Annotated in this window: 11 protein-coding genes; 1 reads left to right on the top strand and 10 read right to left on the bottom strand. The window is 48.9% G+C overall.

Annotation, left to right across the window (positions count from 1 at the left end):
* Positions 1 to 72 precede the first annotated feature (72 nt).
* The 4 genes from MKZ09_RS32545 to MKZ09_RS32560 are packed head-to-tail and all read right to left on the bottom strand — an operon-like array spanning position 73 to position 4480.
* Complete coding sequence (locus MKZ09_RS32545) at positions 73 to 324, bottom strand: hypothetical protein (RefSeq protein ID WP_051491218.1); 252 nt, start codon at positions 322 to 324, stop codon at positions 73 to 75.
* Positions 324 to 1751, bottom strand: coding sequence for a dihydropyrimidinase (hydA, locus tag MKZ09_RS32550; protein ID WP_076132652.1), 1428 nt, complete (start codon positions 1749 to 1751; stop codon positions 324 to 326). Before hydA ends, MKZ09_RS32545 begins: the two co-directional genes overlap by 1 nt.
* 2 nt (positions 1752 to 1753) lie before the next feature.
* Positions 1754 to 3043: an NAD-dependent dihydropyrimidine dehydrogenase subunit PreA gene (preA, locus tag MKZ09_RS32555; RefSeq protein ID WP_076099706.1), complete on the bottom strand. Its 1290-nt coding sequence runs from the start codon at positions 3041 to 3043 to the stop codon at positions 1754 to 1756.
* A gap of 45 nt (positions 3044 to 3088) precedes the next feature.
* A complete protein-coding gene (locus MKZ09_RS32560) occupies positions 3089 to 4480 on the bottom strand; it encodes an NAD(P)-dependent oxidoreductase (protein ID WP_076202000.1) in 1392 nt (463 codons plus the stop codon).
* Between the two features lie 318 nt (positions 4481 to 4798).
* Between MKZ09_RS32560 and MKZ09_RS32565 the strand changes: the two genes are divergently transcribed.
* Entirely contained in the window at positions 4799 to 6487 is a 1689-nt protein-coding gene (locus tag MKZ09_RS32565) for a PucR family transcriptional regulator (RefSeq protein WP_076202003.1), read from the top strand.
* Here MKZ09_RS32565 and MKZ09_RS32570 read toward each other — a convergent pair.
* From MKZ09_RS32570 to MKZ09_RS32595, 6 genes are all read right to left on the bottom strand, one after another.
* Positions 6462 to 7820 (bottom strand): aspartate aminotransferase family protein, encoded by a 1359-nt coding sequence (locus tag MKZ09_RS32570; protein WP_076202005.1) that lies wholly within the window; start codon positions 7818 to 7820, stop codon positions 6462 to 6464. The genes MKZ09_RS32565 and MKZ09_RS32570 overlap by 26 nt on opposite strands.
* 31 nt (positions 7821 to 7851) lie before the next feature.
* Positions 7852 to 9315: a CoA-acylating methylmalonate-semialdehyde dehydrogenase gene (locus MKZ09_RS32575; protein WP_076132658.1), complete on the bottom strand. Its 1464-nt coding sequence runs from the start codon at positions 9313 to 9315 to the stop codon at positions 7852 to 7854.
* A gap of 104 nt (positions 9316 to 9419) precedes the next feature.
* Complete coding sequence (locus tag MKZ09_RS32580; protein WP_076132660.1) at positions 9420 to 10520, bottom strand: ABC transporter substrate-binding protein; 1101 nt, start codon at positions 10518 to 10520, stop codon at positions 9420 to 9422.
* A 136-nt stretch (positions 10521 to 10656) separates the two neighbouring features.
* Positions 10657 to 11574 (bottom strand): ABC transporter permease, encoded by a 918-nt coding sequence (locus MKZ09_RS32585; protein ID WP_081388802.1) that lies wholly within the window; start codon positions 11572 to 11574, stop codon positions 10657 to 10659.
* Positions 11574 to 12386 (bottom strand): ABC transporter permease, encoded by an 813-nt coding sequence (locus MKZ09_RS32590; protein WP_051491222.1) that lies wholly within the window; start codon positions 12384 to 12386, stop codon positions 11574 to 11576. Before MKZ09_RS32590 ends, MKZ09_RS32585 begins: the two co-directional genes overlap by 1 nt.
* Before the next feature lie 2 nt (positions 12387 to 12388).
* Positions 12389 to 13171: an ABC transporter ATP-binding protein gene (locus tag MKZ09_RS32595; RefSeq protein ID WP_036682061.1), complete on the bottom strand. Its 783-nt coding sequence runs from the start codon at positions 13169 to 13171 to the stop codon at positions 12389 to 12391.
* Positions 13172 to 13257 lie beyond the last annotated feature (86 nt).

Here is a 13257-nt window from a genome sequence, read left to right on the forward strand (position 1 = left end):
CACAATAAAAAGCCGAGCAGTAGGCCCTCTATCCTGCACAGGCTCACTACTCAGCTTTCAATTCCATTCCCCTCAAACCTCTCCACTGTAACAACCCGCCTGCTCACCTTCCGCCCTCAGCCCCGCAACCACAAGGGTTGTCACGTACTTACGGGCATCCGCTGTCAGCAGTAACAGCTCTACCGAGCTTTTAGCCGGCTCCCCTCTGACAAACTTTATTCGGGCACCGTCCAAATCCTCTTGGATGCCAGCAATCGTATATCCTTTAAAAAGCAGCCCATCAATCTCCTGCTGTTCTTTGGCATATTCCGCAAAAGCAGACATTAGACTACACCTCCGCTGATTTCCGCCTTAGAAGGAAGAGGAGCCTCGGCTGCAAAACGTTTGCGTTTCAAATATTTTCCCGAACCTGCTTTGCCGACAAATTGTTTGTCACGAATAACAAATTCGCCTCGGCTGAGAACAGAAACAGGCTCTCCCTTCACTTCAAAGCCCTCAAACGCATTATAATCTACGTTCATATGATGCGTATCCGCAGAAAGGGTTCTTTCTACAGAAGGATCAAAAATGACCAGATCAGCGTCACTACCTACCGAGACCGTGCCTTTTTGCGGATACAAGCCAAACAGCTTGGCGCTAGAGGTAGCAATAATATCTACGAATTTGTTCAATGAGATCCGGCCTTTCTGTACACCTTCCGAATATAGAATCGTAAACCGGTCCTCAATAGTCGGCCCACCGTTCGGGATTTTGGAGAAATCGCCTAGCCCCAGATCCTTTTGTCCTTTGAAATCAAACGAGCACTGGTCAGAGCCAATCGTCTGTAAGCTGCCGCTCCATAGCGCATCCCACAATACATCCTGATTCCACTGCTCACGCAGGGGCGGAGACCACACGTATTTAGCACCTTCGAAATCAGGCTTTTCCAGCGCCGTCTGATCCAGCACTAAATACTGTGGACAAGTCTCACCGTATACGCGCAGTCCCTTTTTACGCGCTTCAGCAATCTTCCAAGCGGCTTCCGCACAGGTCACGTGTACAACATACAGCTGAGAATCTGTCAGTTCGGTTAGATAAGCTGCGCGTCCCGTAGCTTCACCCTCCAGCTCCGGCGGGCGGGTCAGCGCATGAAAGATTGGGTCGGTATTGCCTGCGGCCAAGGCCTGCTCAACAAGATATTCAATGACATCTCCATTCTCCGCATGCACCATAACGAGTGCACCTTCTTTTTTCGCGGCTTGAAGGGTCTTAAAAAGTGTGCCGTCATCCGCCTGAAAAGTATTCTTATAAGCCATAAATACTTTGAGCGAGGTAATGCCTTCATTCTCAATGATCTCCGGAAGCTCACCCAGTACTTTATCGTTTAATTCTGAGACCATCAGGTGGAAGCTGTAATCAATCACCGCTTTATCCTGCGACTTATGATGCCATGTATCTACGGCTTGCTGTAGCGGTTGTCCTTTGGTGGTTAAGCAAAAATCAATGACTGTGGTCGTTCCGCCATATGCAGCCGCAATGGTTCCCGTCTCAAAATCATCAGCTGTAACCGTGCCGCCAAAAGGCATATCCAGATGCGTATGAGGATCAATGCCTCCAGGAAAAACATAACACCCCGAGGCATCTATAATTTCCGCACCAGGGACATCCAAATGAAGGCCAATCTCCGTAATAACCCCGTTTTCAATCGCCACATCGCCTGTATAAGTATCTGCTGCGGTAACGATGATGCCATTTTTAATAATCTTTTTCATCCTTACACCACCTCCACTTCCGAATAGGTACCATTCAAACTCCCGATCACTTTCTGCCGCTGGTTCCAGGTCAGTGGGGCTGCCCCGGTATCCACTGGAACCATATCGATCGCACCGTCTGCTGGACAGACAATTGAACAAAGATTACAACCTACACAATCTTCCTCGCGGACCTGTAGAATAGCTTTCCCATCTGCATTAGTTAACATATCAATACACTGATGTGAAGCATCTTCGCAGGCAATATGGCATTTATTACAGTTGATGCAGTTGTTCTCATTAATACGGGCAACGACCTTATAGTTGAGATCCAGATCACCCCAGTTGGAGTAACGGGATACCGATTTACCGATTAACTCTGTTACGGAAGCCAAACCTTTGTCATCCAAATAGTTGTTCAGGCCATCGATCATTTCCTCCACAATCCGGAAGCCATGATGCATGACCGCTGTACATACTTGAATGCCCGTAGCACCCATCAACATGAATTCAACAACATCCTGCCAGGTCGAAATCCCTCCAATACCGGAGATAGGAATGCCTACTCCCCGGTCACGGGCACACTCGGCCACCATACTAAGCGCAATTGGTTTCACAGCCGGCCCGCAGTAACCGCCATGCGCACCCTGACCTCCAACATTCGGAATTGTGTTCCAGCTATGAATATCTACACCAGCAAGACTGTTGATCGTGTTGATCATACTAATCGCGTCCGCTCCACCCTTAACCGCATGGCGGGCAACGACGGTGATATCCGTAATATTAGGCGTCAGCTTCACAATCACCGGGGTTGTCGCAACTTCTTTTACCCAGGTGGTCTGTGCCTGCACCAGATCAGGTTGCTGCCCCGAAGCAGCGCCCATTCCACGCTCAGCCATCCCGTGCGGACAGCCAAAGTTAAGCTCCAGACCGTCTACACCCACATCCTCTACCCGCTTAACAATCTCATGCCATTTATGCTGCGTTGGTTCTACCATCAGGGAGGCTATAATCGCATGATTCGGGAATCTTTTTTTCGTTTCATAGATTTCCTTCAGATTAACTTCAAGTGGACGGTCGGTGATCAGTTCAATATTGTTAAAGCCCGCAACCCGTTGCCCATTGAAATTTACTGCCGCAAAACGCGATGAGGTATTAATGATCGGATCGCCGAGCGTCTTCCACACCGCCCCGCCCCAACCTGCTTCAAAGGCCCGCTGCACTTGATAACCTGTATTCGTAGGCGGCGCGGAGGCCAGCCAGAACGGATTCGGTGATTTGATTCCTGCGAGATTAATACTTAAATCTGCCATTGATGTTCCCTCCCTGTCATGTAAAATCCAATTTGATTTCTACGCTCAGCCCGCAGATCTAATAACGACCTCCTGCTGGCCTGAGAATTGTTTAACAATCGCATGGGCTGCATCTTTTCCCTGCTGTGCCGCTGATACAACCATGGCCTCGCCCTTACCTGAACCAAAAATGATGTCCCCAGCGGCATAAATCTGCGGATCGGAGGTTTGGCAGGTGACCTCATCCACCTTAACAACCCCACGGTCATGCTTAAGACCTAAGGAATCTATCAGATCTAGACGACGCTTTTGGCCAATAGCTATTACAACCGCATCTACAGGAATCAAGAACTCAGAACCCTCGATCGGCATAGGTATTGGACGACCATCTTTGCCCAGCTCCTCCGTCAGCTTCATCTGCACACATTCCAGTGCGGTTACATTCCCAAGCTCATCACCCACGATACGTTTCGGTAAGGTAAGCCAGTTGAACTCCACACCTTCCTGCTTCGCAAATTCATATTCAAAGTCATATGCCGTCATCTCTTCACGGGTCCGGCGGTAGACCATTTTTACATTGGTGGCTCCCAGCCGCACTGAACAAGTCGCTGCATCAATAGCCGTATTCCCTGCACCAATGACAGCAACCCGCTGACCCATCAGCTCTAGCAGAGGAATGCCCGTCTTAGTGGATTCTACGAGCGCAATGGCGTCATAAACTCCAGCCATTTTTTCACCTTCAATCCCTATTGGAGGCACATATCCCATACCCGCTGCCAAAACGATGGCATCATAATCCGACTTCAGCTCATCTACAGAAACATCCACTCCGACTTTTACACCTGTACGTATTTCCACACCCAGCTTCTCTACCTGCTCTACTTCCCAAAGAGATACAGACTGTGGGAGCCGAAACGATACAATCCCATGTGTATCCAGCCCACCCGCTAACGCCTTTGCTTCGTAGATCACAACAGCAAAACCTTCACGGGCGAGCTCCCTAGCTGCAGACAATCCCGCAGGACCACCGCCGATTACGGCTACCTTTTTCCCATTAGGGGTGCCAGCCTTAAATAATTGAACTCCGCTGTTCATCGCCCAATCTGTCGCATAACGCTGCAGCAGTCCGATTTGGATCGGCGCTGAGGCATCATTTAACACGCAGGCTCCTTCACACAGCTCATCTGTAGGACAAACACGAGCACAGCTGGCACCCACAGGATTGGAATCCATAATCGTCTGTGCCGAGCCTTTCAAATTGTCAGTAGCGATCCGTTTGATAAAGGAGGGAATATTAATGCTGGTCGGACACGCTTTTATACAGGGGGCATCGTAGCAATATAGACAGCGATTGGACTCATCCAGGGCACCCTTATGGGTCAGAGGCGGCTCAGCCTCGGCGAAATTGCGCATGAACATATCAGGTGTAAATGCTGTTAACGGAGATGAATGCTCCATCACTAGTCCCTCCTTATGGGTAATTTTTCATATTTGTGTTATATAATATAACATTATTTCAAGTTTTGTCTGAATATTTTGCTTACATCTTTAATTTATTGTAGTAATATAAGCATTAACAGAATTTATCTCTCAACGTTCTTCCTGATTAGGTTATATATACTGACATCCGTTAATCAAACTATAGTCATTTCGAATTTTCGTTGCATTAGACACTTTGTCTAATTTCAAAACTGTATTTTTTACGTGTGAGAATAGGCTGAGAATAACAAGGCATTAGCCGAAGGCCAGAGCGCAGAAGATCGAGGGGGAGTAACTATGGACTGGGAGCTTGTATTAACCATTCGTGACGCTTTAAAAAGACCACTATTCGCAGAAGCCGAGGTGATCGGCGGGAAAAGCGGCCTAAGCCGTGCCATTCGCTGGGTGCATGTGCTGGAAAGTGCCAACTTCGAGACTCTAATTCATGGCGAAGAAATGATTTTGACTACGGGGATTGGTGCAAGTGTTGATCTCCCTTCCTCCTTGGAGTTTATGCAGAACCTGATCGACAAAAATGCAGCTTGCCTATGTATTGAGTTAGGTACGTATTTCAGCACCATCCCGCAAGAGATGATCGACTTAGCCGACAGGCATGACTTTCCGCTAATCATCTTCACCCGCACGGTTCGGTTCGTAGATATCACGTTGGATCTTCACTCGATTATCATTAACCGGCATCACCGGATGCTCCAAGAACTTGAAAAAATCTCACGTGAATTCCACCGCCTGACCTTAACTTCACAAGGAACGCTGAAAGTGCTGCAATTATTGTGCAAAAGCACCCGCACACAAATTGTCTATATGCAGCTGCAAGGCAAACCCTTATTTTTCCCGGCACTTCCGCCGGAAGAGCAGGCTCTATTGCTGAATTTTTTCACCGCCTTCGGCGACGAGCTGGAAGGAATTCAACCTGACGCCGCCCCCTATATCCGGGAATATGGACAGAAGACCATCGCGCTCAAGCCTGTAGGTGCGCTGGATCAGACCTGGGCTTACATTCTGATGGTATGCAATCACAAACCACAGGAGTTCGACTGTCTGCTGCTGGATTCCGCCTCTTTGTCCATTGCACAAGAGCTGCTGCGGACCCGGTATATGGAGGAGCGTAAGCTTTTTTCAGAAAATCTATGGGTCGACGAGCTGATCAATGGCCGCATCGAAGATGATAACCGCTTAAAGGGCCTGATCGACTCCAATTTCAACGTAGTCAACGAGCTCCCTTACCGTGTATGCCTTATAGAGATCAAGAACCCCAGAGATGTAAAATGGAACAGCTCGGAGAACGAATGGGAGTCCATCACCTTCCATCTTTCGCTCATCCTGCGTTCCATCTTTGAGAAATATTCTTTACGTCCGCTGATCACCCTTAAGAACAATCGCCTCACCGTCATCGCCCTCGATATCCAATCGAAAATGCCTGGCAAAATGCGACTTCAACAAGCACTTGAAGCCCTGCAGAACATCCGCTCCGATGAGAAGCTCAAGGATTTGCAGCTCGTCATTGGAGTCAGCAAATCGCATAAGCGCCTAAAACGAGCCTATTCCGGTTATCAGGAAGCCCTACAGGCATTGTCGTTATACTCCTGTTACCAGAAGTCACTACTCTTCTATGAAGAACTGGGTGTATTCCAGTTGCTGTTGAGCTTAAACGACGGAAAAACGTTACAGAACTTCATTCGCAGTTATCTCGGCCCGCTAATCGACCACGACCAAACCAAAGGCAGCGAGCTGCTGCTTACCCTTCGTGTTTATCTGGATCATGATGGTTCCAAACAAATTGCCGCTCGAAACTTATTCATTGTCAGACAGTCCCTTTATTATCGCCTGGACAAAATAACAGAGCTACTGGGTGAAGACTTCATGCAGCCAGAGAATCGGATCTCCATTCAAGTCGCCCTGCGCGCTTACCAATTTCTATATCCAGACAAAATCACTTTACCTAGCCCCCGTTCAGCACAGATTTAAAAGTATCGATAATAAATTCTATATCTTCATCCGAGGAGGATAACGGTGGGGCGAAGGTAAGCACATTATTGAACCCAGCTACGGTATCGCCATTTTTACCGATGATAAGCCCCTTGGACTTACATTCGGCAATAATTCCTTTCACAATACTCAGATCTAACGGTTTCTTACTGACCTTGTCTTCAACCAGCTCAATCCCTGTCACCAAACCAAAGCTGCGGACATCACCTACAAGCTTGTGATCAAGCAGCTCAGTAAATTCCGTATTTATTCTTTTACCTAAAAGATCCGCACGTTCCACCAGCTTCTCCTGCTCGATAATTTCCAGATTACGCAGCGCCAGCGCACAGGAAGCAGGATTGCCACCAAATGTATTCACATGACGAAAATACCCATAGTCATCGCTATTATCCTTAAACACCTCATAGATATCCTTACGAACAGCAGTCGCGGATAAAGGAAGATAAGCACTAGTCAGTCCCTTAGCCATCGTTACGATGTCAGGCTTCACATTAAAGTTGTGATGACCAAACTTACGTCCAGAACGTCCGAATCCACAAATCACCTCATCCATAATGAGCAACACACCGTGCTTACGGCAGATTTCCTGCACCCGATCCAAATAAACCTGATGCGGTACAATGACGCCACCACCCGTAATTACAGGCTCCATAATCACCGCAGCTACCGTCTCCACGCCTTCCCAGATAATCATATCCTCTATGGACTGTGCACACTGGAGGTTGAATTCTTCCACAGTCATCCCGGCCGGGCGGCGATAGCTGTCCGGGGGAGCTACATGCAGAAAACCACCCGCCAACGGTTCATATTTATATTTGCGCTGGGCCTGGCCCGTTGCAGATAATGCTCCAAGTGAACTGCCATGATACCCACGATAACGGGCAATAAATTTATGGCGATAATGCTGGCCGATTTGCTGCTGGTACTGGCGGGCCATTTTGAAAGCAGCCTCATTGGCTTCCGATCCACTATTGGAAAAAAAGATCACATAATCATCTCCGAGCCATTCATTCAGCTTCTCCGCCAGCCCAATCGCCGGGAGATGACTTTGTGTCAGAGGAAAATATGGCAGGGTCAGCAATTGATTGTAAGCAGCTTCCGCCAGCTCCTTGCGCCCGTATCCCACATTTACACACCACAAGCCAGACATCCCATCCAAAAATCGATTGCCCTGTATATCCGTAATCCACGACCCACTTGCCGAGGCGGCAATCATAGGCGGATTCTTTTCACTATAAGGCGTAATGTTGTGCCATAAATATTCCTGATCCTTCCTCACCGCAAGCTCACTATCGTTCCCCAGACTCTGCATAACATATTCTCCTCTCAGCAGCTCATTTTCTCTAATAACGGGCAGTGATCATCTTTTTACGCGTATAGAACTCCACCCCATCACGCCCATTGGCATGCAGGTCTCCATAGAACGATTTCTTATAACCCGAGAAAGGAAAAAAGGCCATGGGCGCAGGCACACCCAGATTCACACCCAACATCCCTGCATCAATTTCTTCCCGAAATTCACGGATCGCCTTTGCGCTATCTGTATAAATGCACGCCCCATTCGCGAATGGGGACTGATTCGTTACCCCAATCGCTTCACTCAGACTTTTCACACGAATCACTGACAATACCGGTGCAAAAATCTCATCCTTCCAGATGGTCATTCCCGGCTGTACATGATCAAATATCGTCGGCCCGATAAAATAACCCGCACCACCCGTAGCAGCATCCTTCCGCCCGTCTCTCACAAGCTTGGCTGCCTCAGCTTCACCAGTCTCAATGTAATAAAGAGTCCTCTCCTTATTCGACTGGCGAATTACCGGACCCAAAAACACCCCGTCATCGGCGCCATTACCAATCTTAAGCTCATCTGCAGCCGCAGCCAGACGGTTCACTAGCTCGTCAGCGATATCCTCATGAACCACTACGACCGAGCAAGCCATACACCGCTCACCTGCCGAGCCAAAGGAAGCCGCAATGATATTTTTGACCGCAATGTCCAGCTCCGCATCAGGCAGCACAATCGAGTGATTCTTGGCTCCAGCTAGCGCCTGCACCCGTTTTCCCTGCGCTGTCCCTGTCTTATATACATATTCCGCAACCGGCTGCGAACCGACGAACGAAATCGCCTTCACTTCATCATGCTCCAGCATCCCATTCACAACCTCGTGCGCCCCATGTATCACATTTAGTACACCTGGAGGAAAGCCCGCTTCGGCAAATAACTCTGCCAATCGATTAACAAGCAGCGGCGTCCGTTCAGAAGGCTTCAGCACAAAGGTATTTCCACAAGCGATGGCAAGCGGAAACATCCAACAAGGAACCATCATCGGAAAATTAAACGGGGCAATCCCCCCGATAACCCCCAATGGATAACGGTACATCCCGGATTCAATTCCGGTAGCAATGTCCGGAAGCTGGCTGCCCATCATCAACGTGGGGATGCCTGCGGCAAACTCCACACACTCAATTCCACGCTGCACCTCACCTTGCGCCTCTTCCAGACTTTTTCCATTCTCCAGCGTAATCAGCTCGGCCAGCTCATGCCAATGCTTTACCAGCAGCTGTTGATAATGAAAAAAGTAGCGGGCACGACGCGGCACAGCGACCCTTTTCCACGCTTGAAATGCCGCCGCAGCCGCTTCTACCGCTGCACCCAGCTCTTCCCTACTGGAAATAGGCACATAAGCAATCACTTCACCCGTCGCCGGATTATAAACCTCTTCATCTCGCCCGGACGACGATTCTACCCAAGCTCCATTCACATAATTCTTAACCCTTTCAGCCTGCGTTACTAGGAGAGACATAGCTCGCACCTCTTTCTCTGTTTCAGATGCACTGATGGACTGCTGATTATAATAGATGACCGCCAGATCAGGCGGCCATTCACTATAACATTAAGCTCAGTTAGTTATTTTGCTGCCATTTCTACGATTTCGTTCGTATAAGCCTCATCTACCTTGACCGGTTCTTTAATGACACCAAATTTTAGCGAAATATCAGCAGTTTGCTGGAACGCCGCCGCATCGGTATATCCCATTTTGGCACTGTCAAAGCCTTCAGGCAGAATCAGCTTGGCAACCTCAGTCATCATTGTCAGCTGATGTTCCTTCGTCGTACTGCCGTCTTCCGCTTGCTTCATCACACTGTCCACGGCGGCTGCAGGATCAGCAATTGCATCTTTCCAGCCCTTCAGGGAGGCACGCACAAACTTTGCCGCAGTCTCTTTGTTTTCCGCAAGCCATTCCTTATTAGCAAACAAGTTATCCTCAAGCATTGCAACACCTTCTGTATTCATGTCGATGACATTCAGATCCTCAGCCTTAATGCCTGACTCCAACACCACTTGGTACTCGTTGTAAGTCATTGCTGAGGCCGCATCGATCTGATCACCTAAGAACTGATCCATCGTGAACCCTTGCTTCGTAAAGCTTAGATCCTTATTCGGATCGAACTTATATTTATCGAATAACGCTAATAGTTCAAATTCGTTGCCACCCATCCAGTTGCCGACTTTTTTACCCTTAAGATCAGCGGCTGAGTTAATGCCCGCCGATTTTTTGGAGACCAGGACCAATCCGCTCTTTTGATAGATTTGCGCGATCTGTACCAGTGGCATTCCCTCTTCAAGACTCGGCAGCAAGCTGGCTACCCAACCCACACCGATATCTGCGGAGCCGCCTGCCACCTGCTGTTCCGGAACGATATCAGGCCCACCCGGCAGAATTTCTACATCCAAGCCTTCTTCCTTGTAATATCCTTTATCCTGCGCCACAAAATACCCAGCGAATTGTGCCTGCGGCACCCATTTCAGCTGTAGCTTCACTGTAACTGGATCAGCAGCCGGTTCAGTAGCAGCACTTGCGTCAGGAGCTGCTGATGCTTCAGGGGCAGTCGTAGCTTCAGCTGCCGAGTTATTATTGTTGTCACCGCAACCCGCCATTAAAGAAACACTCAACATCATCACGATTACCAACAAACCACCACGAAATTTGCGTTTTTTCCCGTTCATCAATCGAACTCCCCCTATCGTAATTTAAGTTTGTAACAAGCACAGTATGGACAATCATCGTGGTGCGTTTATGCATACAGCCGTGGGCGGTTTCTCTTTTCCATTCCCACTATGGCCGGATGTAATGAGGGTAAGATTAAGTACGCTGCGAAGGATGCCACTTAATGAATACTTTCTCCAGCCGCTCAACCACTAAATAGAAGAACACGCCTGCAATTGCAGCCAGCACAATACAGGACCAGCCCAGTGGCATTTTGGCAACTTTAATGGAATTGGAGAGCAGATACCCAAGCCCTTTTGAGGAGAAAAAGAATTCCCCAACAATGGCGCCAATCATACTGGCAGTAGCATTAATCTTCAGTGCCGTAAATACATAGGGCAGACTGCTCTGAATCCGCAGATAACGGAACACCGCCGGTTTACCCGCCGCATAAGAATGCATCAGATCCAGTGCCAATGGATCAATCGCCGCCATGCCTTTATAGGCGTTGATCGCCATCGCTGCCATTGTAGTTGCGGTTACTATGGCAATTCGTGAGCCTATCCCATCTCCAAACCACAGATTCATGATGGGCGCGAGGGCAACGATAGGCACAGCATTTAGGGCGGCAACCAGCGTCAAGCTTCCACTCCCCCAGCGCGGCCAAGCTGTCGCTATTAAAGCGATCAGAAAGCCGATAGCAGAACCAACCAACATTCCCAGCACAGCTTCAGCAAGAGTGTATCCGGTATAGGACAACAACAAGCTGAAATTATCTCGCATAGTTTCGGCGATGGCTGTAGGCAGCGGGAGTTGATATTTTTTCAGATCAAAGATCTTATGAAAGAATTGAAATTCCCATAGGGCAAGAAATAACAGACCTGCCAGTACAGGCAGCAGCACCCCTGCGCTAAATATCCTCTTCAGCATTCGTGAGCCGCCTCGACTCGCCGTAGCTTCCGCAGGTTTAGGAACGGCTGCAGCATTCTTTTGTGTAGCCGTTAGCGCCGGCTGAGCCATTTCTTTACCACTAGAGCCTATAAACGAGGTCTCCCGAACGGAATTAGTTTCCATTAGCGGCTGCCTCCTTTCGGACGATATTCAGGCTGCCAAGGCGTTACCAGGCGTTCTATCAGACTGATTAACCAGTAGCTTACGATCCCCAGCAAGGCACCCACAATCACCGTAGACCAGAACATATAGGTGTGAGAGCTTCCATAATAGAGATTGCGCAGCATAATTACACCAATGCCATGCTGGGCACCCATAAGCTCCACCAGAATAGCTCCAGTCACAGCAAGTGGGGCAGCTATCTTAAGTCCACCGAACAAACCCGGCAAAGCCGCTGGGAATCTGAGTTTCCAATAGACCGCCCAAGGTTTGGCCGCGTAAGAATGCATCAATTCGAGCGCTGATGGATCTACACTCCGCAAGCCGCGCAGCATGTTCAGAGCCACCGGGAAAAAGGTGATATATCCCGAAATAATAATCCGCGAGGTCTGCTCATCGCGCACAATCCCGTAGATGATGGGTGCCAACCCCAGAATCGGAATCATCTGCGAGGCAATAGCATAAGGAAAAGTTAATTGCTCTATTGTCTTCGACAAACTCATCAGCACCGCCAATGAGGCACCAGCTACCGCTCCAATCAGGAAGCCAACACCAGCATTACCGAAGGTCGCAGCCCCCTCCTTCAAGAGCGTGCCTCCATACTGCCACAAGGTAGCTAACACCTCATGAACATATGGCAGCTTGGACTGTGCTAACGGCGTCTCCACCACATGGAGCAGCATCCAGGAAGTGCCTTCCCAGACTAGCAGCAGGCCAAAAATCCAGACGAACAACGGCAGCAGACGACCTCGCACAAAGATACTGCCCCCTTTCATCACTACACCCCTTCGAAGCTGTCGCGAATACGTGCGATCAGTTCGAAAAACTCTGGGCTATTTCTCATTTCCGCCGTTCGCGGACGTGGCAGAGGAATTTCGACCACAGCAGACAAGCGACCCGGATGCGGGGAAAGAACAAACACCCGGTCAGAGAGGAATATAGATTCAGGAATACTATGAGTTACAAAAACAATTGTGTTCTGCACTTTACTCCAGACAGACAATAGCTCTTCATTCAATCGCTCACGCGTAAATTCATCCAGCGCAGAGAATGGCTCATCCATGAGCAGAATTTCCGGCTCCATCGATAGCGCTCTGGCAATCGCTACACGCTGTTGCATCCCGCCGCTGAGCTGCCACGGATATTTATCCGCAAAGCTCTGCAGCCCCACCAGATCAAGAAGCTCCATCGCCTTTTCCTCACGGATTGACTTCTTTACCCCCATCAGCTCCAGTGGCAATGTGATGTTATGCTTCACTTTCCGCCAGTCGTATAACACTGGACTTTGAAAAACAATGCCATATTTTTGCGCCAGCCTGGCTTCTCTGGCACTTTTCCCAGCTACCACAATGTTCCCGCCTGTTGGTGCTATGAGATCGGCCATCAGTCTAAGCAGCGTCGTTTTGCCACATCCGGAAGGTCCGAGCAGGGAGACGAACTCCCCTTTAGCAATATCAAGACTCACCTGATGCAGGGCAAGCACTTCCGCAGCTTCTGTCCGATAACGCATTTCAACATTCTCCAGCTGAATCTCAGGAATATTTGTCGCTAGTGATGACATCCTCAGCCCCCCTTTTCAAAATAAGCCATGTTAATAATGTTATATAAACTGACGCTATATAGATAAAATAAAGAAAAATTCTATTT

Origin of the sequence: Paenibacillus sp. FSL R5-0908 (assembly GCF_038006245.1) — a bacterium.
In the GTDB taxonomy this organism is placed as follows: Bacteria; Bacillota; Bacilli; order Paenibacillales; family Paenibacillaceae; genus Paenibacillus_AQ; species Paenibacillus_AQ odorifer.